Source organism: Acidimicrobiales bacterium, assembly GCA_040219085.1.
GTDB lineage: Bacteria > Actinomycetota > Acidimicrobiia > Acidimicrobiales > JAVJTC01 > JAVJTC01.
The window spans coordinates 32876-58876 of record JAVJTC010000013.1 but is presented as its reverse complement, the minus strand read 5'-3'; the positions used below and the strand labels follow the sequence as shown (position 1 = coordinate 58876).

At 67.0% G+C, this 26001-nt stretch carries 23 protein-coding genes and 1 tRNA gene; 14 read left to right on the top strand and 10 right to left on the bottom strand.

The features are described 5' to 3' along the window. On the bottom strand, positions 1–1241 hold a 1241-nt coding region (locus RIE08_06110; protein ID MEQ8717166.1), incomplete at its 3' end, for an ISL3 family transposase. 919 nt (positions 1242–2160) lie between these two features. On the opposite strand from RIE08_06110, the gene RIE08_06105 reads away from it, so the two are divergent. Continuing rightward, on the top strand, positions 2161–3300 hold the full coding sequence (locus RIE08_06105; protein MEQ8717165.1) for an AAA family ATPase: 1140 nt from the start codon (positions 2161–2163) through the stop codon (positions 3298–3300). Between the two features lie 125 nt (positions 3301–3425). Here the strand turns inward: RIE08_06105 and RIE08_06100 are convergent, their stop codons facing one another. From RIE08_06100 to RIE08_06090, 3 genes are all read right to left on the bottom strand, one after another. Beyond that, positions 3426–4430 (bottom strand): hypothetical protein, encoded by a 1005-nt coding sequence (locus RIE08_06100; protein ID MEQ8717164.1) that lies wholly within the window; start codon positions 4428–4430, stop codon positions 3426–3428. 3 nt (positions 4431–4433) lie between these two features. Then, positions 4434–4994, bottom strand: a complete 561-nt coding sequence (locus RIE08_06095; GenBank protein MEQ8717163.1) for a hypothetical protein — start codon at positions 4992–4994, stop codon at positions 4434–4436. 2198 nt (positions 4995–7192) lie between these two features. Beyond that, a complete protein-coding gene (locus RIE08_06090; protein MEQ8717162.1) occupies positions 7193–7438 on the bottom strand; it encodes a hypothetical protein in 246 nt (81 codons plus the stop codon). Positions 7439–8214: 776 nt separating this feature from the next. Between RIE08_06090 and RIE08_06085 the strand changes: the two genes are divergently transcribed. After that, positions 8215–8655 carry a hypothetical protein gene (locus tag RIE08_06085; protein MEQ8717161.1) on the top strand — a complete coding sequence of 147 codons (441 nt, stop codon included), beginning with the start codon at positions 8215–8217 and terminating at the stop codon, positions 8653–8655. A 155-nt stretch (positions 8656–8810) separates the two neighbouring features. Here the strand turns inward: RIE08_06085 and RIE08_06080 are convergent, their stop codons facing one another. The 3 genes from RIE08_06080 to RIE08_06070 form a co-directional block, all read right to left on the bottom strand. Then, complete coding sequence (locus RIE08_06080) at positions 8811–9185, bottom strand: hypothetical protein (GenBank protein MEQ8717160.1); 375 nt, start codon at positions 9183–9185, stop codon at positions 8811–8813. Then, positions 9185–9349 carry a hypothetical protein gene (locus tag RIE08_06075; GenBank protein ID MEQ8717159.1) on the bottom strand — a complete coding sequence of 55 codons (165 nt, stop codon included), beginning with the start codon at positions 9347–9349 and terminating at the stop codon, positions 9185–9187. Before RIE08_06075 ends, RIE08_06080 begins: the two co-directional genes overlap by 1 nt. A 1127-nt stretch (positions 9350–10476) precedes the next feature. After that, the gene (locus tag RIE08_06070) at positions 10477–11004 is read right to left on the bottom strand and encodes a hypothetical protein (protein ID MEQ8717158.1); all 528 of its coding nucleotides are present in this window, start codon (positions 11002–11004) and stop codon (positions 10477–10479) included. Positions 11005–11111: 107 nt separating this feature from the next. Here RIE08_06070 and RIE08_06065 point away from each other — a divergent pair, with 107 nt between their 5' ends. After that, positions 11112–12551 carry a hypothetical protein gene (locus RIE08_06065; protein ID MEQ8717157.1) on the top strand — a complete coding sequence of 480 codons (1440 nt, stop codon included), beginning with the start codon at positions 11112–11114 and terminating at the stop codon, positions 12549–12551. Further along, positions 12548–12868 carry a hypothetical protein gene (locus tag RIE08_06060; GenBank protein ID MEQ8717156.1) on the top strand — a complete coding sequence of 107 codons (321 nt, stop codon included), beginning with the start codon at positions 12548–12550 and terminating at the stop codon, positions 12866–12868. Before RIE08_06065 ends, RIE08_06060 begins: the two co-directional genes overlap by 4 nt. A gap of 131 nt (positions 12869–12999) precedes the next feature. Here RIE08_06060 and RIE08_06055 read toward each other — a convergent pair whose 3' ends face one another. The 3 genes from RIE08_06055 to RIE08_06045 form a co-directional block, all read right to left on the bottom strand. Next, a complete protein-coding gene (locus RIE08_06055) occupies positions 13000–13422 on the bottom strand; it encodes a hypothetical protein (GenBank protein ID MEQ8717155.1) in 423 nt (140 codons plus the stop codon). A 204-nt stretch (positions 13423–13626) separates the two neighbouring features. After that, entirely contained in the window at positions 13627–14493 is an 867-nt protein-coding gene (locus tag RIE08_06050; protein MEQ8717154.1) for a hypothetical protein, read from the bottom strand. A gap of 162 nt (positions 14494–14655) precedes the next feature. Further along, positions 14656–14730: transfer RNA gene (locus tag RIE08_06045), tRNA-Gly, on the bottom strand. An 83-nt stretch (positions 14731–14813) separates the two neighbouring features. Here RIE08_06045 and tig point away from each other — a divergent pair. From tig to rodA, 10 genes are all read left to right on the top strand, one after another. After that, entirely contained in the window at positions 14814–16283 is a 1470-nt protein-coding gene (gene tig / locus RIE08_06040; GenBank protein ID MEQ8717153.1) for a trigger factor, read from the top strand. Then, positions 16280–16915 (top strand): ATP-dependent Clp protease proteolytic subunit, encoded by a 636-nt coding sequence (locus tag RIE08_06035; protein ID MEQ8717152.1) that lies wholly within the window; start codon positions 16280–16282, stop codon positions 16913–16915. The genes tig and RIE08_06035 overlap by 4 nt, the downstream gene beginning before the upstream one ends. A 30-nt stretch (positions 16916–16945) precedes the next feature. Beyond that, complete coding sequence (clpX, locus tag RIE08_06030; protein MEQ8717151.1) at positions 16946–18217, top strand: ATP-dependent Clp protease ATP-binding subunit ClpX; 1272 nt, start codon at positions 16946–16948, stop codon at positions 18215–18217. Between the two features lie 13 nt (positions 18218–18230). Then, on the top strand, positions 18231–19541 hold the full coding sequence (locus RIE08_06025) for a Mur ligase family protein (GenBank protein MEQ8717150.1): 1311 nt from the start codon (positions 18231–18233) through the stop codon (positions 19539–19541). Between the two features lie 83 nt (positions 19542–19624). After that, the gene (ndk, locus tag RIE08_06020; protein MEQ8717149.1) at positions 19625–20035 is read left to right on the top strand and encodes a nucleoside-diphosphate kinase; all 411 of its coding nucleotides are present in this window, start codon (positions 19625–19627) and stop codon (positions 20033–20035) included. Positions 20036–20241: 206 nt separating this feature from the next. Further along, the gene (locus RIE08_06015; GenBank protein ID MEQ8717148.1) at positions 20242–21285 is read left to right on the top strand and encodes a rod shape-determining protein; all 1044 of its coding nucleotides are present in this window, start codon (positions 20242–20244) and stop codon (positions 21283–21285) included. 14 nt (positions 21286–21299) lie between these two features. Then, positions 21300–22130, top strand: a complete 831-nt coding sequence (gene mreC, locus RIE08_06010) for a rod shape-determining protein MreC (GenBank protein ID MEQ8717147.1) — start codon at positions 21300–21302, stop codon at positions 22128–22130. A gap of 1 nt (position 22131) precedes the next feature. Next, a complete protein-coding gene (gene mreD / locus RIE08_06005; GenBank protein ID MEQ8717146.1) occupies positions 22132–22671 on the top strand; it encodes a rod shape-determining protein MreD in 540 nt (179 codons plus the stop codon). 42 nt (positions 22672–22713) lie between these two features. Next, entirely contained in the window at positions 22714–24804 is a 2091-nt protein-coding gene (gene mrdA, locus RIE08_06000; GenBank protein ID MEQ8717145.1) for a penicillin-binding protein 2, read from the top strand. Beyond that, positions 24804–25973 (top strand): rod shape-determining protein RodA, encoded by a 1170-nt coding sequence (rodA, locus tag RIE08_05995; protein MEQ8717144.1) that lies wholly within the window; start codon positions 24804–24806, stop codon positions 25971–25973. Before mrdA ends, rodA begins: the two co-directional genes overlap by 1 nt. Positions 25974–26001 lie beyond the last annotated feature (28 nt).

The window sequence follows — 26001 nt, the reverse complement described above, 5'->3', positions numbered from 1 at the left end:
CCGCAGCGCAACAGGAGTCGGAGGCGATAGTTCTCGAAGTTGCGGAACCCGAAGCCGAGCCGCTTGATGTTCTTGATGATCAGGTTCCGGCCTTCGGTGGCGGCGTTGGTCAACCCGGTGGTGTGCCAGCGCAGCAGGGGCCGTTCCCATCGGCGGATGGTCTTGGCGAGCCGGGTGAGCTCGGGGACCTCGGCGTCGTCGCAGGCGTTGTAGAACGCGACGAGGCGCCGCCGGGCCTCGAGGGGACTGTGGGTGTCGTAGACCTCGCGCAGCAGCTCCTTGGCGAGGTAGGCGACGGCGACTTCGCCGTCGGGATCGCCCACAGCGAGCCAGGCGAGGACCCGGTCGAAGCCGTCGGCGCTGAGGTGTTCGTGGCCGACCAACAGTCGCCGCCGGATCCGATACAGCGGGTCGCCGGAGCGGCCCCGGTGGCCCAAGGTGTCGTGTTGGACCCGGCGTCGGACCTCGTCGAGCGCGGCGTTGGCGAGGCGGATCACGTGGAAGTGGTCCACGACCAGCCTGGCGTCGGGCAACTGATTGGCGACGGCGGTGGCGTAGGGCTGGTAGGGGTCGATCACCGCGTGGGCGATCCCGGCGGACCAGCGGGGCGGTTTCGCCGCCAACCATTCCTCGACCGCAGCTGCGCTGCGAGCACCGATCACGTCGACGAGCCGGCCCGTGTCCAGATCGACGATGCCGGTGACCAACAGCGTCGGCCTGGTCGCCGTCGCGGCGAGCCACGACGTCTCATCGAGCCCGACCGCGCTCGGCGCCCCGAGGCGCGACAGGTGGTTCACCCTCGGTGTGCCGTGATCGCGGACCGCGTCCATCGCTGTGTGCCAGCCCACTCCGAAGCTGCGGGCAACCGACGCGACCGACTCGGCGCCCGGGCCGACACGGCGGGCGATCTCGCCCCGTGCGCGTTCGCTCAACACCGCCCGCGCAGCGATCTCATCGCAGTGCTCCGACCACGTCTTCACGACACAGTCGCCGTCGGGACAGCGCCAGATCCGCTTGGCCCACACCAACGTCACCGCCTCCCCGCAGATCGGCAGATCCCGCACCTTCACCCGCCGCCGGCCGTGACCCACCGCCCTGGTCCCACAGCCCTCACAGCCCACCACCGTCGCGGTCGTCTCCACCGCGATCCACCACTGCACGCCGTCGTGGTCCTGGGCGCGAACAACGAACCCGTCGAGTCCCAGAAGCGACGACACAGCGCCGCTATCGTCAATCCCCATCAGGGGCCTCCTCTGTTGATGTGCCTTCGAACAGCAACATCAATAGCGAGGCCCCTGACCGCGCCCGGGGACCCTCAAACCCGAACCCCGGCGTCGATCACCACCCCAGCTTCAACGCGGAGAGCCAGTTAACGCAGCGAGCGGCGGCGGGCCTGCGCCACTGCTCACAGTTGATCAACTGGCGGAGCGATGGCACACGACCCGTGGCGCCATCTACATGCTCAGGTACCGGAGCGACTCGCCGCGTGCCGTCAGGATCGGCCGCAGGCTTCTCTTCCCGGTTGACGAGGTCGTCGCGTGGGAGAGGCAAAGGACTACGTAGGGATGAGGGGCTCGGATCGATGGTGGACGACTTCACCCAAACCGCTGCAAGTCCAATCTGTTGGATTGGCCCCATGGTCCTCGGTGACCTCTGCTGCGCGGGTTCACCGCGTGGCCGCCGAAACATTGAGTCACCTGGACGAGGGTAAGAAGCTGATGGTGCCGAGTGTTCGAGAGTGTCCTGCCGGTTGTCCTCGGGTCCCCGGAGGCGGGGTCTTGCGTCCTTTGTGCAGCGCAACTGCTTGTCCTACTAGCAAACGCGGCAGCGGCCCCTTGTAGGGGCCGCTGCCTGGTTAGGGGTAACTACATTGTACAGTAAGAGTGCAGTACGAATCACGCTGTCCGGGTCTCCAAGCGAGATTGGACGGCAGTTGTCGCTTCACCTTGGCGCGAAGGCTCTTGGTATCGCCGGTGAGATGGCAGTCATGCTCGGTGATCGGGCGTCGCCGTTGGTGATCCCAGAGAAGTCCGCCCCGCGCGCCATCTTCACGACAGACCGAACAGATGAGATTGCACGCGCTGTCGTCAGGCGTCTGGGTCCTGAGGCCTGGCAGGTCGTCGACTCGATCGACTTCTGGATGAACCTGGGGAGGTCGGCGTGACCCGGTCGATGCGTGACGTCGGGGTCGATGCCGCCGCCGAGGCCTGGTTCGACGACCCGGTGTCTGTCGAGGGGACCGCACCGGCCGAAGAGTGCCGATATGAGCGTTTGCAGTCGACGGGCGCGTCTGTCATTCGTCTCGGTGACGTGGAGCCCGAAGTTGTTCGATGGATGTGGCCGGGGCGGATGCCGTTCGGCAAGCTGACGATGCTCGACGGTGACCCCGGGGTGGGGAAGTCGACGCTCGCGCTCGACATCGCTGCCCGTGTCACGACCGGCGGCGTGATGCCGGGCTGCGGTGTTGATGGACGCCGTCAACCGGCGGCTGTGGTCCTTCTGTCTGCGGAGGACGGAGTCGCTGACACGATCCGGCCTCGCGTCGACGCGGCGGGGGGTGACCCGGATCTCGTCTACGTGGTCGAGGCCGTGAGGGGTGAGTCGCCCGACTCGCTCACCGAGCTTTCCCTTCCCGTGCACGTCGAACAGGTCCGGGCCGTCGTCGACGAGGTTGGAGCTGTCCTTGTGATCATTGATGTGTTGAACGCCTACCTCCACACGACCCTCGACGTCCACAAGGACCAGGCCGTGAGGGCCGGGCTGCGTCCCCTCGCCGACATGGCAGCCGCGACGGGCGCGGCTGTGTTGGCCCTCCGGCACCTGAACAAGTCCGGAGGTCCCAAGGCGCTGTACCGCGGTGGCGGGTCCATCGGGATCGCCGGGGCGGCGAGATCGGTCCTCGTCGCGGGTGATCACCCCGACGACGCGGGTCTGCGGGTGCTGGCTTCGGTGAAGTCGAACCTGGCCGAGCGGCCTCCTGCGCTCGGTTACCGCTTAGTCCCCGTCGATGAGCACGGGTGCAGCCGCATCGAGTGGGCGGGGGCTGTCGACCTCGACGCTGACGCGCTGATGGGCGGCTCCGACGACGTCCCGGCCCGCGAGGTCGACGAGTTCCTGAGGGCCGAGTTGGCCGAGGGGGCGGTCCCGGCGAAGGAGATGCTCCGGCGGGGACGGGAGGCCGGGTTCTCCGACAAGCAGCTCAACTCGGCGAAGAAGCGAGTCGGGGTCCTGAGTAGCCGCCAGGGGTTCGCGGGCGACGGATCGTGGTCATGGCGCCTGTCCGACGATCAGCCCTCATAGATGCCTTAGAGGCCCCGGCTCAGACGTGGGCGCCTATGGCATCTATGAGCGGCGCTGAGTGGGTGAGGGTGGCGATCTCGGCCGAGGGCTCGGCCGCGCGGAGGTGACCTTCGCACGACCGGTGCTTAGCCGACCGTCGTTCGGGTTCCGTCCGGGGTGATGCGAAGGAGATGGCCTGGCTCGGTTCCGACGACGTAGACGTTCCCCGCGGAGTCGACATCGAGATCTTGCACCCCGAAGATCTCGCCGCCCACGCACGGGCCAGCGACTTCGCGGATCGAGGACTCCTCAACACCGATCCACAAGATCGACCCGATCCGACTGTCAGCCACGACCAGGGCCTTCCCGTCGTTGGTGGTCTCCACGGCGCTCGGCTTCTCGATCGGGACGTCCTCATCGAGACGGTCCCGCAGGCAGTCGCCGATCGCCTCGAATTCGGTCAGGTTGAGGGTGCGCAGGGTGCCGTCGGCGAGCAGTGCGAGGCGACCTGCGTCCATCTCGGCGATCACGACCTCGTCGCCCAGGACGTCGATACCGGACGGAAAGGCGATGTCGGACGTGGTGGGGACCAGGCCTGTTCGAGGCTGAGGCCCAACGTCGAACACCGAGTCTCGACCGGCCTCGACTCTCACCGAGCCGTCTGGGCTGACAGAAAGGACGTGGCTGTTAGCGACATCGGCGACCAACAGCGTCTCGTTGTTCCACTCCACGTCGTGGGGTGTCGGAGTCCTGGTGCGCTCACCGGCGGGATCGAGCGGCAAAGTCACGACGACACCTTCTTCGGGTGATATGAGCCAGATCGTTCCGTCGACCGCGGAACTCACGGCGGCGATCCCGTCGTCGCGGATCGCGACGCCGAAGGGGATCTCGACCTGCCACCACGTCTCGGTCTCGCCGGGGCAGACACCGGGCTCGAACCACTGGCCCCCGCGCTCGTGGAAGATGAGACCGGACTGATCGACGACCCATTTCTCGGAGGCATCCGGTGAGACGGCGACCCCGTTGGGGAACCGGAGGTCGGGCGACGAGACCTGGACCCAACACCCTTCCGCGGCCGCGCTGCTGGAACCTGACCCGCACGCGGCGAGCGTCACGAGCCCCAACAACACGCACCCGACGACTCGATTCACGGTTCAGTCGACCTGGCCGTCGGCCACGAATCCGCAGGGATCAACGGCGTAGGCCACCAGAGCTGAGACGGCCTCGCGAGCCGACTCGATGTCGGCCTCCGACGCCGATGGGTACAACTCGTGGATCCGCAGGATCTCAGCCGCCGACGTGCGGACCTCATCCGGTCCGATCGTGGCGAGTCGGTCCAGATCAGCCTCGAAATGGGGCACGACTATTCGTAGGCCCTCGGACATGACGAGTGGGGAACTCCTGTCGTCCCCCACGACGAGAACAGCGGGGTCGTCATCGAACCTCGACTGGACACGCTCTAAGGCCTCGTCGCCGCTCACGCGCATCCGAACTGACGGGGGTATCGACTCCGCGGTGTAAGGCCCGAACGTGCCATCGATTGACGTCTCGATCAGCCCTGTGATGGTCGGGTCGACTTCGAAGAGCTCGATATCGGTGACCCCTTCGATCTCGGACAGCTCATCCATGATTTCTCGGATCTGGCCCTCTGAGCCGGGTTCGGGATAGATGACGACTTCGGCAGGTTCGCCGCCGAGGGAGCCTACGAACGCCACCTGGATCACCTCTGCCAGTGCGACCGGGTCTTGGGAGATCGGTACAGACCGGGGCGTGACCAGCAACTCGCAGGCGGTTTCGTCCCCGGCGGTGCCATCAGGCCCCTGGGGAGGAGTGGGGGGTGGAGTCGGCGACGGGCTCGGCTCGGTGCCGGGAGACCCGGCACTCGGGGGTGCCGGAGCTTCGGTCGCAGTTGATGACGGTCTCGGATCGGCCGTCTCTCCATCGTCCTGAGTCGACCCAGACCCCCCGCAGGAACCCAACACCACCGCGGCCAGCAACACGACTACTGAACGCCGCGCCGCCAACGACCAGGGACGCCGCCCGGATTCGGAGACTCGCCAGGCCCATCGATCCACGTCGGCAGACTACTGCCGGTCTTCACCGACGGCTCGAAGCGAAGCGCTACCGAGGTACGAAGCAGGACTCGACCCGGGCCGGAGCGGCCATGCCCGTACTCATAGATGCCATAGATGCCCCGATTCTTAGGTGGGCATCAAAGGCATCTATCGGCCAGCCGATGGGCAGGCCACAGCCAGGCAGGGCCGGGGGGAAGGTGATGGGACAGGACCCGCGCCCAAGAATCCCACCAGCAGGTATTCGCATGGAGTCCATATTCCGGCGTAGGTCGTCGATGGCAAGATTCTGCCGAGGTTCACTTCCCGGGGAAGTCAACCTCGGCAAGATCTTGCGGGTATTGCCACCTCAGCTGAGTTAGCCATACGCGTTGCTGGGCCGTGTTGAGGCCAATGGTCAACGCCGAGAAACGGCACGGGAGCGGTGATCGCGAGAGCCGCCACGTCGGCGGACTGGTGCTGGTGTCAGTCGACGGGGAGCGACCGATCTAGTGCGGATTCTGCACTTCACCGAATGTCCTGCGCTGACCTGTGATCAGTCTGTGGCGCGGCGAGCGACTTCGGTTCGACCGGCTCGTGGGCGAGGTGGGCCCTCGGCCTTTCCATCGGTCGAGATGGTTGGGAGGGGATCGCGTGCCTTCGCGAGGATGTTCGCGACCTGCTCGACGGATGACGCCATCTCGTGTCCGCCGATGAAGATACGTCGGCGGGGCACAAGGCCGAAGTTCCGCGGCCAGCCCGCCACGTAGATGATCAGGAAGGGCTCTCGGAGGAGCCTCTTGCGAGGCAGTATCGCTACGCGAATGACCCGCACGAGGGGGAACGTCACGCAGACAGTTGGGGTGTGGACCGTGACTCTGCCATCGCGCAGGGCTAGCGCAGGGCCGCCGCTCACTAGTCGGAGTAACCCACCGACAGCCATCAATCCCGCCATGATTCCGAAGCCGATGCCCAGTGGGAGGGCAACTCTCCATTCGAGGGCGTAGGTCTCGGGCCCACGCGGGTTGGGCAGGAGTTGATCCGACGAGGGGGAGAGCCACCAGGCCGTCGCAAGGATCATGACGATGCCGAAGAGCGCGATGGCCCATGCGTGGTAGGTCGGTCGCCTGGGAACCTCGATTCCAGTCGGAATCCGCCTCGCACGGTTCACATTGGCAGGTTACTGCTGGTGTCAGTCCGACATGTGCGGCGTGACGTAGTGCGGATTCTGTTCAGGTCTGACGTCCACCTGCCGGGCTGGGGTCTCAGCCCAGCGAGAAGCGGCTCCTGAGCGCCGAACAGGCGTTCGGATAGGATCTCTCAGCACCGATCGAGGTCTGCGGCGCTCACAGAGCTTGCCCGTCCGGTTTCCGGCGACCTGGTGAACAAGGAGGTCGAAGAGTGGGTCGACTCGCGACAACAAGCCATGGCGCGGCGCCGAATTCGGGCACCCCATGGCGCGACAGGTCCGTCGAGGACTCCTATCGAGGCCACCTCGGACCTGAACTGGGTGGCGAGTTGCGGGCTGCGCGGCGACGTGCGGGGCTCATGACTACTGCTCGGGGAGCCGAGGCCGTCGGGATCTCTGAGTCGCATCTGAGGGCGATGGAGAACGGCTCACGGCGGCCGTCGCTATCGGTGGCCGAGTGTCTGATCGACGCATTCGGTATTGCGCCTGACGTCGCGAGCGAGTTGCGAGCGGTGGCGGCGATTGATGCGGGGCGTGACTTCCGGTCGCGGTAATGACCGTCTCTGATCTAAGTACCAGCAGTCGAGGATTGACTTTGGCGGTGAGCGGCGCGGTGGGAGAGGCGGTCAGGACGTTCGCTGGGCCTCCACTCCTGTCGTGGCCCGGCGTATGCCTACTCAGGCTTCTGATCTTGCCGCCACCCCGCAAGTCTGAGAATGCCGAGGGGTAGCAACGCTCCGGCGGCCATCCCGACGACCATCGTGGGCAGCGCCAGGACTGGGATGCATTCGGGGTCGTTGGCGTCGCCGATCACGTCGCAGTGGAGCCAAATCCCGAGAACGAGACCTCCAACGGCTCCGGCGACGGCTAGCACAACCTGGGCGAATCGGACCACGACGACGTCTGCCTGAAACCTCACGAGGAGCAATGCTGCCAGGAGGAGCTGGGGAAGGCGAGGCTGGCGCCGGGTGGGCGGTTGGCGGGAGAGGGTAGGAAGGGCACTATCGGTGGCGGCAACCGATAGGAAGGTCGGGTGTCTGATCCTGAGCCCCCGACGGGGACTGGAAACCAGCGGCCCGAGTGTCTGCCGAACCCAGCGCAGGCCAAAGCTCGCGTGAAACCCGGGAGGTTCACGGGGCGGTTCACTGAGGAGTTGGAACTTTGACCCGATTTGCTCCGACCAATCGTTGGGAATTCGGCGTCTTTGCTGTGGGGGTCGGGCTGATAGCGGGCCTTGGTGCAGCGCTCGACACCGGTGAATGGATCGTTATTCCCGCGGGCGGTGTCATCATGGGGACTTGTGCGTTTGTGGTGCTTTCAGTTACCTCGGTGATTCGACGCGTGAGTGACCGCGGCAAGTAGGGCACGCCGTTCTGCTCGTTTGCGCCGACGAAGCTGCCTTCGTCGCGGCTGGCCACAGTCCATTCATGGATCGCGGCTGCTCCTGCCCGACACGGGCGACTGGACTGCCCTGGGGGCTCAGTTGCGATGAGCGGCTCCGCGGGCTGGCCGGGGACGCAGCCGATGGCAGAGGGTCTGATCGAAGCGTTCGTGGTCGCGCCTGACGTCGCGAGCGAGTTGCGAGCACCGGCGGTGATCGGTGCGGGGCGGGACTTTCGGATAGCTCAGGGTTGACGCTGTTCATGTCGCGCCTTCCCGGTGCGTTGCTTGGGCGAACCGTGCCAGTGTGGCTGTGTGCACGGTCGCCATGTTGAGTTCCAGCCGCGGCGCGGTCGGGTCGCGCTGACCGCGCTTCTGTCGATCGGTCAGGGCGCCGTCGTCGTGATGGCTGCTATCACATCGGGGCTCTTCGACGACGAACTCCTCCGCTGGTTCGTGGGCGTGGCCGTCGGGCTCTACGCGCTATTCGCGGTGGGTCAGGCGGCCCGGGCCGTGAGACGAGCGGCGGTCAGCGAGCCAGCGGTTTCCGTGCATGACGATGTCGTCCAGCTCCATGTTCTCGGGTTCAAGGGCAGGATCTCCGGCCAGGACATCACGCGAGCTGACCTCGAAGGGCGTGGCTACTGGTGGGTCTTCTGGAACCCGGCCCCGTCGGCTCCTTGCCTGACGACCGCCTCAGGATCAAGCTCGCGCACTCGCCTCCGCGAAGGGCTCTCCGCGACGGTCGCATCCTGATCCGTCAAAGTGACGTCCGGGAGCCGCTACAGAGGGTGGCGGCGACCATAGGAACCACAGGGGAACACATCGGAGGGCGACGGACCTGAACCAGAGCCAGCGCCCATGGCTAGCCCCGAGCCGAGGACATGAAGTCGCGCTCATCGCCGCTGCCCTCAGCGGACCGATGGCCGAAAAGGCCGCTGCGCGGTCAGATACGCAGCCAGTCCCACGCCGAGGACGCAGAGGGCCGCGCATGCCAGCACTGAGAGCCCTAGCGCCGCACCCGCCTGAGGGTCATCGCCGACCCCGGCTCCGCCGTAGGTGAGCCAGCCCACCCCCAGGACCGCCGAGAAGATGAACCCGGTGGCTCCGATCGTCGAGGCGAGCCAACCCCGGAGCCGTACGTACGCCACACCGACGAGGATCTCGGCGACGCCTGCAAGTAGCCCTAGGGCGAAGGACTCTGTGCTCACGCCCACGCCGAGAAGCGCCGCCCCGACGGTTGGAACCGATGCCTGGATGAGCCGGGCCGGGGACTGTCCCGACATCAGCGCCGGGAGGTCCAGACGAGAGCGGCGAGGCTCCCCCAGCCCACGACCACCACCACACCGATGAGAACGCCTGCAACGCCCCCGACCCTGATGGCCACGCCAACGACGCCCAGGACCAGCCAGATCTCCTCTACCTCGTCGCCACAGCCAGGAAGGGACATATCGTCGGTGGGGGGACTGGATGTACTGGTGGGCGTTACTGGGATCCAGCCGGACCGTAATCTAAACGGAACTAGATCGGTGACGAGCGCGCGCGGGGGTTTCTTCTTTGACGATGCTGTATCTGCCTATTCTGCGGCAGGAAGTCTGGCGATCGATATACTAACGTTTTGCTTGGCAGATGACGCCACCGGTGGCGTCCCTACTCCTCCTGGAACTCCAAATTCGAGCACATGGTCACCTGCGCGATGCTTCCCATAGCGTGGTCGGTTTGTAGGCCACCGGTGATTCGTCTGACGGGCTTGTTAAGCCTAGCCCTTATCGCGGTTGTCGCGCGGGCTCGCTACTCAGGCCTTGGAGACCTCGCCCTCATTCTTGGCGGAGTGGGCGTTCTTCTCACCCTTGCTACTGGGGCATCTATGGTCTGGAAGGCTTGGCGGTTCGTAGCAAGCGCCGGTGCTTTCACATCTGGTTCGGGACGATTGCCCAGGCACATTGTTTCACTATTTGTCATGTGTGACGACCGGAACGATACGGACCGCGATTCGGTTGGGGAGGAGCCCGCAGCATCACCTAGTTCTGCCCTTTCTCCCCCCGAGGTTACGATCTTGTGGCGCGTGACCCTGGGGCCGCATGTGGATGACAACGATCCTCACGCCAGCGGCATCTTAGAGATCGCGACGCCAACGGCATCGGGCCTTGTGGAGCTCGTTCATATCGCACTTCGGGAGCCCTTTAACCCAGACGTCCATACAGTTGCCCATGGTCATGTTTGTGGGCCTACGGACCCACAACGTGGTCCCCTACGGACTTGGCTATTCGCCCGCGCCCTCGCTGCCGAGGGTGTGAGTTCGTATCTTGACGCCAAAGGACAACTGCGCCCCGAGGTGGCAGGCCGAGAGATCGACCTACCGATAAGCGTAAGTTCAGTCGGTGCCACATCCTGCTGAGTGCGTGTCTCCTCTGGCGGGCCTCACGATGACACTCGGATGAACGGTGTGGCCCGTCCGACCCATGCACCGCGTTGACAGGCCGTGGACCCCATGCAACGTGCGGTCCGGAGGAGGGGAGCGGGTCCGCCGACGCCGGGCTGCCCAAAGGAACCGGAGCTTAGGTACGCCCGGCACCGTCACCGGGATCTCCGCCGCAATCTCCAACGCTGCGGCACGATCTCGCGCCGGGCGACGTCGGCGAACCGTGCCGCTTCGGGGTGGGCCTGCTCCTCGACCTTCCGGGGGCTCTGCCGGGCCTCGGGTCCCCACTCGGCTGGGGGCGCGTTCGGGTGTAGGGGTGGGACGTTGCGCAGGTTCGCCCGGATGTAGTCGTCTAGGCGCTCCGCCTCGCCGAGGGTGGCGTCGGTAGCGACGAGCAGGACACGGCCGCGGGCCGCTTCGTACCCACGGAGGCGCTCATCCCACTGTCCCCACAGGTGACGGAGGCGGTCGTCCTCTCGGGTGTCGCGTACCCGGTCGCCGAGCGCGAGCGCGGCCGACTGCAGGCCCGCCCCGGCAGCACACACGGCCAGGAAGGCACTGACGAGGCTGTCGTAGGTGTCGAGGCGGCGGTCCCGGCGGAACTCGAAGGAGCGCACGAAGTAGCCCACCACGACGCCCACGACGAGGGTGGCGGCGGCGGTGATGATCGTCTCGGTGTCCAACCGCCGTCCTCCGCATACTCATGGCAGGCCGTCCCGCACGGCCGTCGTGACCGACCACCCTAGAAGCCGCAGCCGGTGACGTACCGGAGTCGTCCTACTACTGTCAGTTGTCCGGCGACGGGGAGGCGAAGGCGATGGCGGCGACGTGGCAGCGGGCACGGTTGATTCCGACGAGCGGGATCGGCTCCGCGATCGAGGCGGAGCGGCGGGCGACCTCGGCGTTGTTGGCGGTGGTGGAGGCGGTGCGGGCGTTCTCGGTTGAGGTGTTCTCGCCGCTGGGCGCGTCGAAGGCGCAGCGGGCGACGGTCGAGTGCTTCATCGAGGTGCCGTTCGCGGTGGGGAAGTCGACGGTGCGCCCTGACGGGCTCGTGCGGGTCACCTACGGGAACAAGGCGTGGGTGGCGCTGGTCGAGGTGAAGACCGGCGAGAACACCTTGGACACCGACCAGATCAACGCCTACTGGGACATCGCCCGCGAACACGGCTTCGACACGGTCGTGACGATCTCGAACGAGATTTCCCCGGCTCCGGGAGTGCACCCCACTGCGGGGTTGAAGGTTCGTTCCAACTCGAAGGTGTCGGTGCATCACCTGTCGTGGACCGCGGTGTTGGCGACAGCGGTGATGGTGAAGGTCCACCAGGGCGTCGACGACCCTGATCAGGCGTGGATCCTCGGCGAGTTGATCCGCTACCTCGAACACCCCGCGTCGGGGGCGATGGCCTTCGACGACATGGGACCGCACTGGGTCGCAGTCCGCGACGCGGCCCGCGACGACAACCTCCGCAAGAACGACGAGGCCGTTCTCGACGTCGCCGCCCGCTGGGACCAGCTCCTGCGGTTCGCCGCGCTGCGCCTCGGTTCGGAGATCGGCGACGACGTCACCCCGACCCTGTCCCGCGCCGAACGTGACAACCCCACACGGCGCATGACCCACCTCGTCGAGGCCCTGTGCGGCGCGGGGACCCTCGACGGCGGCCTGCGGATCCCCAACACCGTCGGGGACCTTCACCTCGCCGCAGACCTGCGCGCACGGCGCATCTCCGCCGCGGTCGACGTCGACGCCCCCAGCGACAAGGGGGCACGCGGTCGCTGCTCGTGGCTGATCAACCAGCTCGGAGACGTCGACGGCCGCCTCGTCATCGAGGCCTACCCGAAGAACGCCCGCACCCCCCACACCGCGACTCTCGCCGACGCCCGCTACGACAAGGACCTGTTGATCGGCGACGACAAGAAGGAACCGCACCGGTTCCGCCTCGTGTTGACCCGCGAGATGGGTGTCGCCCGCAAGACCGGCAAGAAGACCGCCGGATTCATCGACTCGGTCCTCGACCTCATCACCGACTTCTACGGCACCGTCGTCCAGAACCTCACCCCCTGGACGCCGCCCGCTCCCAGGATCACACGCCCGAAGCCCATCCCCGAACCCGACGCCCGCGCTGACGACGACACCCCCACCGGCACCCCGGACCCCGACGAAGCCCCCGGAGATGTCGCGGAGGCTCCACGGCCGTCTACGAGCAGCTACTGGGACCTCGGGTCACCGTGACCCGTGCGCCAGATCGCGCTGCGCCCGAAGAGGGGCAGTTCGACCCGCCACCCGTGGGCGGACCCGCGTCGGCTGCCTTCGTCACGTGGTTCGTGTTGTCCGCGCTCTCGATCTGGTTGGAGTGTCGGCACGCGGCGGGTGGTGACTGTCTCCCTGCTGCACCGCTCGTGACGCTCCCCGCGGCGGCAGGTTGGGGTTGGGTGGTGTGGCGGTGGTTTCGGAACCGGCCGGTCCGCGGGTTGATGATCGGTGTCGTGGCCTTGACGGTCGTAACCCTCGGATTCGAGGCGTGGGTCGGTGCGACGCAGTTCGACTAGAGGTCTCAGGCCGCGATGAGGCCGCGAGAGGCCGAAAACCAGAGCGAAACGACGACTGCCGATGGTGGTGTTCCCGGGTCGGGGTGAGTCCCTCGACGTTGCGCGGGCTCTGGGCCGAAGAAGCATCGCCCTCACTGCTCGCCGCGGCAGGGCTGCGCTCCTTCTTCAACGTGCTCGGTCCAGCACGGTCCGATGTCAACCCGGCTCTGGGAGCACCACGAGTCGGGGACGAGCACCGTCGAACCGTCAGGCCGGACGAGTTCGAGCCCGTACTCGGCTCTGCAATTCCACTCGATCTCGATGCCGGGCGCGAGGGTCTGCTGTTCGGTCGGACCGTCTCCGAAGCTGTTGTACTCCCGAAGGGAGATGGTGACGTCAGTCTCGTTGACGAATCGAGTACGGCCCGAGCCCGGCAGGTCAGGTAGCCACCACCAGATGAGCACGCCGACGAGTACGACGCAGACTGCGAGAACCGCCACCGTGAACGCCAGCGGCGACCATGGAGGGCGATCGAAGCCGTCATCCCAGGTTCGGGGAGCACGGTTGCGGACCACGCGTCCATTGTGGCTGCTTGGTGCACGCCTCCGCGAGGGGCGGAGCGGCAGGTAGCTGGCTGCTGGTCACAGGTTGGTCACAGACGCGTGATCACGCGGTGCGACGGGATGTCACGGTTGCCGCCCGATGGGGGCCTCTGACCTGCGAGTTTGCCGACACGGGTACACGCTGCGATACGGGCTGATCTGGGATCGGACGGACTTCTAATCCTCACGCGCGGGATGGAACTGACGAGGCTCACCGAGAGGGTGGTGAAGCAGCTCCCAACGTGAGTCGGATTGTGCCGTTCGCCAGAGCCGGTAGGTGCACTTTGCGTCGTAGTAGTCCAGCATCACCCAGAGGACGTCAACCGAGTCGGGCAGCCTCGGAGGCGGTGTCTGAGAAGGGTCTGCACTGACGCTTCGTCCCGGCCACACGACGAGGTGTGTCTCCCGGGGTCGGGCCTCGCGGAGCTTCTCGGCATTCTCGTTGAGCGCAGCTCTCAACGGCACGTGGAAGCCGCCGACCGTGCCAGTCTGGGAGATCGGAGGCTCGACGGTTATGCCCGGCTGGTCGAAGCGAAGCGCGAGTTCGAGGCCGAGGTCGAGCGCATCGGATAGAAGCGACAGGCTTGTCGCATCCAGATCTGTGGGTGCCTCCCGAGTTGAGAACAGCGCCGGTGCATCACGGCTCGACTGACTTCGGAGGAAGTCCTCCAATGGTCTGCCTAGGGCTGCGAGGTCGGAGCCCTGCCGGATCCCGATGTGCCAGCCCTCGAACGCGTTGCGACGAGCTTTCTCGTCGAGTGCGCTTCCGAACTTCCTCAGCTCGGCGGCGAAGGCTGCCGCCGCTGGCAGCGTTAGCGAAGTGACCTCCAACGCGACCGGTTGATCCGTCGACTCATAGGTGAAGTCGACACGCAACGCGTCGGGCGTCGCGGCATCGCACCGGGTTCGCGGACCAAGCAATCGACCGTCGACGTGTTCGAGGGTCAGCTCGATGTACCCGGCAACCTGTTCCTCGGTCTCTCGTGCGGATGGTCCCGGCAGGAACTTGAAGAACTGATCATCTCGTGACGCGGCATCGGTCACAACCTTTCTCCTCGCTCCCTTGCAGCCCGCACCTCGGAGGGTCGGCCCTGGTCCGCGTCTGGTCCGCGACTCACGCCAGATCGGGGGAGATCTGGTGAGGCGGCGTGAGATTCGCCGTGCAGCGAAAATCGCCTCTGACCTGCGACAACGCTGCCCTCTCAATGGAGCGGGTGACCGGAATCGAACCGGCATCATCAGCTTGGAAGGCTGAGGTTCTGGCCGTTGAACTACACCCGCAGAACCCACAACGTTACCCAGACAAGACCCGAGCCGGAACAGCCCGGGGCACAGCGCGACCCAGCCCGTACACTCATGGGCCGATGAAGACTTCCGTCGAGCCCCTCGAGGGCAACAAGGTCAAGCTCAGCATCGGCATCGACGACGACGAGTTCGAAACAGCTCTCAACGATGCCTACCGGAAGATCGCGCGGGAGGTGAGACTCCCCGGGTTCCGCCCCGGCAAGGCCCCGCGTCGCGTGCTCGAGGCCAGGATGGGCAGCGGCTACGCGCGCTCCCAGGCGCTGCAGGACGCCATTCCCGACGCCTACGCCCGGGCCATCCGTGAACACGACGTGGACGCGATCGCCCCGCCCGAGATCGACATCACCGAGGGCGCCGAAGAGGGCCCGATCGTCTTCGACGCCGTCGTGGAGATCCGGCCCGAGATCCTCGTGGCCGGCTACAACGGGCTGCGCGTCGAGATCGACTCGCCCGTCCCCACCGACGAAGAGGTGGAGCAGGCCGTCGAACGCCTCCGCGCGCAGCATTCGGAGCTCGCACCGGTCGACCGTCCCGCGATGAACGGCGACCACGTGACCGTCGACATCGCCGGCACCATCGACGGCGAAGAGGTCGACGGCCTCACCGCCGACGACTACGCCTACGAGATCACCGAAGACGGGGCAATCCCCGAAATCGACAAGAACCTGCGCGGCGCCAAGCCCGGCGACATCTTCGAGTTCACCGCGGCCCACCCCGACGAGAACGTCGACGACGAGATCGACTTCCGCATCCTCGTCAAAGAGGTGCAGGAGCGGGTCCTCCCCGACGCCGACGACGAGTTCGTCGCCGGCTTCACCGAGTTCGCGACCATCGAGGACTTCCGTGCGTCCACCCGCCGTGACCTGCGGGCTCAGAAGGTCGCCGGTGCCGAGGATCAGCTGCGCGGCAAGGTCGCCGAGGCGCTGGCCCAGCTCGTGCCCGAGGAGCCGCCCAAGGCCATGGTCGACGCCGAGATCCAGAACCGCATCCAGGACCTCGCCATGCGCCTGCGCTCCGCCGGGATGGAGATGGAGCAGTACTTCCAGATGACGGGTCAGGACCCTCAGAAGATGGTCGAGGACATGCGAGAGGGGGCCACCACAGCGGTGAAGGTGGACCTCGCCCTGCGCGCGGTCGCCCTCGCCGAGGGGATCGAGGTCGGTGACGAAGAGATCGACGCCGAGATCGCCAAGCTCGCCGAGCAGTTCGGCCAGCCTGCCGATGCCGTCCGTGAAGCCCTCGAGGAGGGCGACCGCCTCGGCGACATCCGCATCGACGTCCGCAAGCGGCTCGCCCTCGACATGCTCGTCGAGTCGAGCGAGATCGTGGACCACGAGGGTCAGCCCATCGACCGTGCCGACCTCGTCCCCGACGAGGACGAAGACGACGCGGACGAAACAGGGGAACACGACGAGGCCTCGGCGGTGTTGGACGACGGTGACACCGACGACACCATCGATACTGACGACGAAGACGACGCCGACGACGAATCATCCGCCTCTGGCGGCGAGGACAAGGAGCAAGCGTGACGCAGGCCTGGAACTACCTCGTTCCCACGGTCGTCGAGCAGACGAACCGCGGCGAGCGGGCCTTCGATCTCTACTCGCGGCTGCTGAAGGAGAACATCATCTTCCTCGGCACGCCCATCGACGACACCATCGCCAACCTCATCTCGGCGCAGTTCCTGCACCTCGAGTCCGAGAACCCCGACAAGGACATCTCGCTTTACATCAACTCGCCGGGCGGCGACATCAACGCGCTGTTCGCCATCTACGACACGATGCAGTACATCAAGCCCGACATCGTCACGTTGTGCTTCGGCCAGGCCGCGTCGGCCGCAGCGGTGCTGCTCGCGGCGGGTACACCGGGCAAGCGTCTCGCTCTGCCACACTCACGTGTGCTGATCCACCAGCCCTACGCCGGGGCCCAGGGTCAGGTGTCGGACCTCGAGATCGCATCCAGGGAGATCCAGCGGTTGAAGAAGCAACTCGAAGAGCTCCTCTCCCACCACACGGGCCAACCCCTGGAGCGCATCGAAAAGGACACCGACCGCGACTACGTCATGACAGCGGCGGAGGCCAAGGAGTACGGCATCATCGACGAGGTCATCAGCACCCGCGATTCCGCCGACACCTCCGGCCCCATTTCCGCGGTCAGCTGAACCGGACGACACGGGGGAGACGGACCTGACATGGCCAAGTTCGGCGACAGCGGAGAACTGCTGAAGTGTTCCTTCTGCGGGAAGTCGCAGAAACAGGTCAAGAAGCTCATCGCCGGCCCCGGCGTCTACATCTGCGACGAGTGCATCGATCTCTGCAACGAGATCATCGAAGAGGAACTCACCGAGACCGCCGACCTCGGCCTCGGTGAGCTACCCAAGCCGGCGGAGATCTTCGAGTTCCTGAACGACTACATCATCGGTCAGGACCAGGCCAAGCGGATCATGTCCGTCGCGGTCTACAACCACTACAAGCGCATCCAGCTCGGCACCAACGACAACGAGGTCGAGCTGTCGAAGTCGAACATCCTGCTCATCGGCCCCACCGGCTGTGGCAAGACGCTCATGGCCCAGACCCTGGCCCGGATGCTCAACGTGCCCTTCGCCATCGCGGATGCCACCGCACTGACCGAGGCCGGCTACGTCGGCGAGGACGTCGAGAACATCCTCCTCAAGTTGATCCAGGCCGCCGACTACGACGTCAAGCGGGCCGAGACCGGGATCATCTACATCGACGAGATCGACAAGATCGCCCGCAAGAGCGAGAACCCGTCCATCACCCGTGACGTCTCCGGTGAGGGCGTCCAGCAGGCGCTGCTCAAGATCCTCGAGGGGACCACCGCCGCCGTGCCGCCCCAGGGCGGACGCAAGCACCCCCACCAGGAATTCATCCAGATCGACACCACGAACATCCTGTTCGTGTGCGGCGGCGCCTTCGCCGGGATCGACCGGATCATCGAGAACCGGATCGGGCGCAAGGGCGTCGGTTTCGGCGCCGACGTGCGCCGCCAGGACGACAAGGACCTCGGCGAGCTCTACACCCAGCTGCGGCCCGAAGACCTCATGGGATTCGGCCTCATTCCCGAGTTCATCGGCCGTCTCCCGGTCATCGGCGCCGTGTCCAACCTGGACCAGGAGGCGCTGGTGCGGATCCTCACGGAGCCCAAGAACGCCCTCGTGCGCCAGTACGAACGGTTCTTCAGCTTCGAGGACGTCGAGTTGTCCTTCACCGACGACGCGCTCGAGGCGGTCGCCGATCTCGCCCTGGTCCGTTCGACTGGTGCACGTGGCCTCCGGGCGATCCTCGAAGAGGTCCTCCTGAACGTCATGTACGAGTTGCCGTCCCGCACGGATGTGGGACAGTGCATCATCGACGCCGACGTCGTCCGGGAGAACGCGAACCCGACTCTCGTCCCACGCGACGAGACCGAGCAGCGCGACCGCCCCAGCCGCGCCGCGTCCTGACCCCGCCGCCCCGGTGCCACCACTCGATCACGCGCTCGCGTGGCTCGACACCCACATCAACCTCGAGGCCACGGCCGGGAAGGTCGAAGGGCTGAGCCTCGAGCGGATGCGTCGCCTCGTCGAACTCCTCGGCGACCCCCAGGGCGACTACCGCGTCGTGCACGTGACCGGCACGAACGGCAAGGGCTCCACCTCTCACCTCATCACGCGCCTGCTGACCGCCTCGGGCCTACGGGTCGGCACATACGCCAGTCCCCACCTCGAACACGTCAGCGAGCGGATCCGGGTGGACGGTGAGGCGATCGACCACGACGTCCTGGCCGACACCCTCGACCACCTCCGTGTCGTCGAGGCGCACCTCTCCGACACGCCGTCGTGGTTCGAGCTGTTGACGGCCGCCGCGCTGCGTTACTTCGCCGACGCGGCTGTCGACGTCGCCGTCGTGGAGGTCGGCAAGCTCGGCCGCTACGACGCGACCAACGTCGTGCACGCCGACGTCGCAGTGTGCACCAACATCGCCCGCGACCACACGGACGGCGCCCCCGGGTGGCGGCGGGCCATCGCCTGGGAGAAGTCCGGGATCGTCGAACCCGACAGCATCGTCGTGCTGGGTGACACCAACCCCGAGGTGGTGGAGGTGTTCGCCGACACCGAACACGCCGAGCTCCTGTTGCGGGGCCGGGACTGGGGCTGTGACCGCAACGAGTTGGCCGTCGGCGGTCGGCTGGTGGACATCCGCACGCCCCTGGGAGCGATCGACGAGGTCTTCGTCTCGATGCACGGCGCCTGGCAGGGCGACAACGCCGCGGCGGCGCTCGTCGCGGCCGAGGCACTACTCGGCGCCCTCCCCGGCGAGGACCTCGTCACCGAGGCGTTCGGTGGCGCGAATCTGCACGGTCGATTCGAGGTCGTCGGACACGAGCCGCTCGTCGTCATCGACGCAGCCCACAACCCCGACGGCGCAGCGGCCGCGGCCGAGACGCTCGCAACCGACTTCTCCGCGACGGGACGGACCACGCTCGTCGTCGGGATGACCACCGAGCGCGATCCGGTCGCCATGCTCGAATCGCTGGGGGCGTCATCGGCCGAACTCGTGATTGCCACCACGGCGCCGTCGCCCCGCGGTCTGGCGGCGACAGAGATCGCGAAGGCTGCGGCCGACGGTGTCGACGTCGAGGTGATCGCCTCGGTCCCGGAGGCCGTGGACCGGGCGCTCGCACTGAGCGGACCGGGAGATGTCGTGTTCATCGCTGGCTCCATGTACGTGGCCGGCGCGGCGCGGATGTCCCTGCGGGGCGTCGTGGACGCCCTGAGCGCCGACTGAGCTTCGTGGCGGGCTGCCACGGGCGCCGAAACAGGTCCGACGGTGTCGTCGCCGGCAGCGGGTCGGGGTAGGGTTCCGCCCCGATGAACAGGACCCTCGTACTCGCAAAGCCCGACGCCGTCGAACGTGGCCTCGTCGGAGAAATCACCGCCCGCTTCGAATCGAAGGGGCTGCGGATCGTCGCCATGCGCATGGTCACGATTGACGCGGACCTCGCCTCGCGGCACTACGAGGAGCACGTCGGCAAGGGCTTCTACGACGACCTCGTCGAGTTCATCGGCCGGAGCCCGTCGGTGGCGATGGTCCTACAGGGACCTGATGACACCTGGGAGATCGTGCGGACGCTGATGGGTCCGACGAACCCCGCGACGGCACCTCCGGGGACCATCCGCGGCGACTTCGGCACCGTGATGACCGAGAACCTCGTCCACGGCAGCGACGGCCCGGAGTCCGCCGCCCGTGAGATCCGACTCTTTTTCCCCGACCTCGTCTGAGGCCCGGGACCGCCTGTCGCCGCCCCGCAGTAGCGCTCGACAGCGCACCCGGCGCGTGGACCATTGCGAATCCGTGACGATGCGGGTCTACACTCGCGCGGATATCGGAGGAGGGGCCGTGCGCGCACGGGAAACCTCTGCACCTCCGGTCCGGGCGTAGCGGACGCCGAATCGACCCTCCGACAGTGTGGGGAGAGCGAGACGACATGGCGAGCCTATTGCGCAACATGGGTTCCTTCATGGGCCGCGACATGGCCGTGGACCTAGGGACCGCCAACACGCTCGTGTACGTCCGGGGGGAGGGCATCGTTCTCGACGAGCCGTCCGTGGTCGCCGTGAACGTCCGTGACGGGCGTCCGCTGGCAGTCGGCGTCGAAGCCAAGCGGATGATCGGCCGGACCCCGGATCACATCCGTGCCATCCGTCCGCTCAAGGACGGTGTCATCGCAGACTTCGACGTCTGCGAGAAGATGCTGCGGTACTTCATCCAGAAGGTCCACCACAGCCGTTTCGCCAAGCCCCGCATGGTGATCTGCGTGCCGTCGGGAATCACCGGCGTCGAACAGCGTGCCGTGCAGGAGGCCGCCGAGTACGCGGGCGCCCGCAAGCCGGCCTACATCATCGAAGAGCCCATGGCCGCCGCCATCGGGGCGGGCCTGCCCGTCCAGGAGCCCTCGGGCAACATGATCGTCGACATCGGTGGTGGTACGACCGAGGTCGCCGTCATCTCCCTCGGCGGGGTGGTCGCCAGCCAGTCCGTGCGTGTCGGCGGCGACGAACTCGACGACGCCATCGTCCAGTTCATCAAGAAGGAGTACAGCCTCGCCCTCGGTGAGCGCACCGCGGAGGAGGTCAAGTTGGCGTTGGCTTCCGCGTGGGAACTCGAAGAGGAGCTCTACGCCGAGCTCCGCGGTCGTGACCTCGTCTCGGGGCTCCCGAAGACGATCGTGACCTCGACCACCGAGATCCGCGAAGCCATCGAGGAACCGGTCGCTGCCATAGTGGACGCCGTGAAGGTGACCCTCGACAAGACGCCGCCCGAGCTCGCCGCCGACATCATGGAGCGCGGCATCTGCCTCGCGGGCGGCGGAGCTCTGCTCACCGGCCTCCCCCAACGCCTCGAGCACGAGACCGGTATGCCCATCATCGTCGCGCCCGACCCCCTGTACGCCGTGGCACTCGGTTCGGGTCAGTCCCTCGAAGAGTTCGAGGCGCTGCGTGGCGTCCTGTTCTCTGACGGGGACAGCTAGCCCGCAGGCCGGCGATGGCCGTCGCCAACCGCACGGGGCGTTCCCGCGCCACCATCGTCCTTCTGATCATCACGTCGATCTTCCTGTTGACGCTGGACTTCCGGGACTTCGGGCCGCTCGAGAGTGCCCAGTCGTCGATCCGCAGCGTCTTCTCGCCGGTCCAGGACGCGGCAGACGGTGTCTTCTCGCCCGTGGGCGACGCGTGGAGTTCCATCACCGAGTACGACGACCTGGCATCCGAGAACGAGAGACTCCGCCTCGAGCTCGAGGCGCTGCAGGGCCAGGCGCTCGCCGACGAGTCCGCCTCGGCGCGCCTCACCGAGGCGCTCGCGCAGCTCGAGATCGAGTACGTGGCCGACATCCCGAAGGTCACCGCCCAGGTGGTCGGCTCGGTGACCAACTTCGACGACTTCACGATCGTCCTCGACAAGGGTTCCGACAGCGGCATCGCGGTCGGGATGCCGGCGGTGACCGACCTCGGCCTCGTCGGCAGGGTCAGCGAGGTCGACGGTGACCAGGCCCGCATCCAGCTGATCACCGAGCCGGACTTCCAACTCGGCATCAGGGTCGTCGGCATCGACGACGTCGCGCTCGCGCGTGGCACCGGCGAGAACCAGCCGTTGTTGATCACCGAGGGTCTCGAGGCGGCCGAGGAGGTCGTGGTCGGCGACCTCGTCGAGACGTCCGGGCTGGAGCGTTCCGTGTACCCCGCGGGTGTGCCCGTCGGCATCGTCAGCGATGTCACGGTGGACGAGGGAACCCTCGAGCGGATCATCTCGGTCCTGCCCACCGCCGACGTGGAGAACCTTTCCCTGGTCTCGATCCTCCTCTACGAGACCGAGTGACGTGAACATCCACGTGCATCCCCTCGTCGTGCTCCGGGCGGCGCTCGTCATCTTCACGGTGGCCATCGTGCACACCGAACTGTTCGTCGAGCTGCGGGTCTTCGACGTCGCGCCGGACCCGTTCGTGCTCATCGCTGTCGCTGCCGGGCTGACGGCGGGCCCGGACCGGGGTGCCGCCATGGGGTTCGCCGCCGGGCTGACCTTCGACCTGTTCCTCCCCACCCCCTTCGGGCTGAGCGCCCTCGTCTACTGCATCACGGGCTACCTCGTGGGCCAGGTCGAGAACACCCTCGTGCGGCCCGCGTGGTGGATCTCCGGTGTGTTCGCAGCCGGGGGAACGGCGTTCGGTGTCACCGGCTACGTCCTGGTGGGCGAACTGCTCGGCCAGAAGCACCTACTGTCGGATCTCCCTGACGTTCTCGGCGTCACGGTCCTGTACAACGCGGTCCTCGCACCGTTGGTCGTGAGGGTCATTGCGTGGGTCTGGCGGGCCGCCGAGGACGCACCGCGCCCACTGCGGGTCGATCGGGTGCTGAACTGATCAGTCGACGATGCGACCCTTCCCCGGCCCCCACGCGCCCACGTGAACAGTGACACGCCGACCGCCCGGATCACGCTCCTCGGCGTGGTCGCGCTCGGGCTCTTCGGCGCGCTCTTCGCACGGTTGTGGTTCCTGCAGGTCCTGACCGAACAGGAGTTCCAGCTCCAGGCGACCGCCAACTCGGTCCGCACCGTCTTCGAGCCCGCGCCCCGGGGGCGCATTCTCGACTCACAGGGACGCGTGCTCGTCGGCAACCGGGAGGTGAACGTCGTCGTGATGGACGGCCTGGTGCTCACGGAGGGCTTCTCGGACACCGACCGGGCGGCCTTCTCGCTGCGCCTCGCGACGGAACTGTCGGCCACCGGGAGCCTCACGAAGGCCGCCGAGATCGCAGAACGCCTCGATGTCGCCGAGGTGCGCCCCTTCGACGAGATCGTCCTCGCAACCGACGTCGACGAACTCCTGACCGTGTTCCTCGCCGAACGGCCTGAGCAGTTCCCCGGCGTCTCGCTCGTGCGCCGCACCGTCCGTGAGTACCCCTACGGGAGCACCGCGGCCCACGTCCTGGGCTACGTCGGACCGATCACCGAGGAGGAGTACCTCGCCCGCGCGGACCGCGACGGCGGCTACCGCCTCGACGACGAGATCGGCAAGGCCGGCGTCGAGGCGGCCTTCGAGGAGTTCCTCCGGGGCACGCCCGGCCAGCGTCGTATCGAGGTCGATGCGCGTGGCGACGTCATCCGCGAGGTCGCCGAGGCGTACGTGCCCCCCCGACCGGGGAACGACGTGGTCCTGTCCATCGACATCGACCTGCAGGCTCTCGTGGAGGACGAGCTGGCCTCGACCCTCGCGGCGCGCCGGCTCGAACAGGATCAGAGCTACGAGATCGGGTTCCGCACGCTCGCCGCGCCCGCCGGCGCCGCGGTGGTGCTCGACCCCTCCAACGGCGACATCCTGGCCATGGCGTCGTACCCCACCTTCGATCCCGCCGAGTTCGTCGGCGGTATCAGTCAGGACGCCTTCGACGAACTCAACGACCCCGACAACGACTTCCCGCTCAACAACCGGGCCATCCAGGGCACCTACGCCGCGGCCTCCACGTTCAAGCTCATCACCTCCTACGCGGCGATCGACACGGGCCTGCTGGGCCCCCGGGGCTTCCTCGACGTGAACCAGTTCACACCCGACCCCGGCTTCTACACGCTGGACAGCTGCCAGGGTGAGGAGTCCCAGTGCACCTTCACCAACGCCGGTGAGGCGCCCAGCGGCGACGTGGACCTGAGACTCGCGCTGGCCGTCTCGAGCGACGTCTACTACTACCGGCTCGCCGAGCAGTTCTCGATCCGCTCCGGCTATCAGGACGAGGACATCGCCGAGGCGGCCCGGGCGTTCGGGTACGGCGCCCGTACCGGCGTGGCGCTGCCGTTCGAGTCGCCCGGACTGATCCTCGATCCGGAGTCGTTCGAGCAGCGCAGCCTGGAGAACCCCGACGCGTTCCCGCGTTCGCAGTGGCTTACAGGTGACACGATCAACCTCTCGATCGGACAGGGCGACGTGCGGGTCACGCCTCTGCAGCTGGTCAACTCCTATGCGGCCCTGGCGAACGGGGGCACGCTCTACTCGCCGAACATCGCCGTGGCGGTCGTGGACCCTCTGAGCTCCGAGGAGGTCCGCAGCTACGGACCGCGGGTGCTCGGCGAGCTGTGGATGCCCGACGAGATCCGCGATCCGATCGTCGAGGGACTCGTCGGTGCCGTGCAGTTCAACGAGGGGACCGGGGCCTTCCGGAAGGGAACGGCCTTCGATGTCTTCGAGGGATTCCCGTTCGCGTCGTTCTCCGTGGCCGGCAAGACCGGAACCGCCGAGGTTCCGCCACTCGCCGACTTCTCGCTGTTCGCAGCGTTCGGGCCGGTGGAGGACGCCCGGTACGCGATGGCGGTCGTGATGGAGGAGTCCGGATTCGGCTCGGAGGCCGCCGCACCCATGACGCGCAACGTGTTCGAGGCCATCGCGACGGACTCGATCCCCGAGGCGCTCACCCTCGCCGAACGGGCGCGCCTGCGGGCCGAGGCGCTCGCCGCGGCGAACGCTCCGGACCAACCGGATGCCGCTGCCGCGGAGGGAAGTTCCTGATGGCGGTCGCGACCTCGAACCGACGTGAGTACCGCCGCCTCAACCCGCGCACCGACCCGCTCGCTCCGTGGTGGCACGTCGACATCGTCGTCGTGCTCGCCGCGATGGCCATCGCCGCGCTCGGCATCGCGGTGATCTATTCCGCCACCCGCGGTGCGGACCCGGAGAGCTTCGACACGTTCTTCCTCCAGCGTCAGACGCTGTTCGTCGTGCTGGGTGTGGGGTTGATGGTGGGTGCGGCGGCGTTCGACTACCGCCACCTGAGGCCACTCGCGCCCGTCGTCTACGGCGGGTCGGTCCTGTTGCTGCTCGCGGTGCTCTCGCCACTGGGGGTCGAGCGGAACCAGGCTCAGTCGTGGTTCGAGTTCGGGTCTCTGCAGCTCCAGCCCTCGGAGTTCGCCAAGCTCGGCCTGATCATCGGTCTCGCCGCATTCCTGTCGCGCTACGGCGGCCGACTCACCTTCGGACAGACCCTCGGGGCCCTGGGCCTCGCGGGCGTTCCGCTGATGCTGATCCTGGGCCAGCCCGACGTCGGCACGGTCCTCGTGATGTCGTCGATCACCGCGGGGATGCTGATCGTCGCCGGAATCCGCATCCGCGACCTGCTGCTGTTGACCACCACCGGCGCGCTCGGCGTGGCGAGCCTGCTCGGCTCGTCGCTGCTCGCGGAGTACCAGCGGGACCGCCTGCTGGTGTTCATCGACCCCGACGGGGCGTCCGAGGCGGCCCGCTACAACCTCGAGCAGGCCCAGATCGCCATCGGCAACGGCGGTCTGTGGGGGCAGGGCTACGGGCAGGGCAGCCAGACCCGGGGCGGTCTGGTACCCGAGCAACAGACGGACTTCATCTTCACCGTGGTCGGTGAGGAACTCGGCTTCGTCGGTGCGGCGGTGCTACTCGGACTGTTCGCTCTGCTGCTGTGGCGGCTCTACCGCACCGCTCGGATCGCGGGCGACCTGTTCGGTTCGCTGCTCGCCGTCGGCGTCTTCACCATGGTGTTGTTCCAGCTGTTCCAGGCGGCGGGGATGACCATGGGCATCATGCCCGTCACGGGTATCCCGTTGCCGCTGGTGTCCTACGGCGGATCCTCCGCCCTCACGACGCTCCTGTCGATCGGCATCGTGGTGAGCGTCCACATGCGCCGGTACGGGGTCGCCGCCACCCATTGAGTGACCCCACGGGGAGGGATCGCGTCCG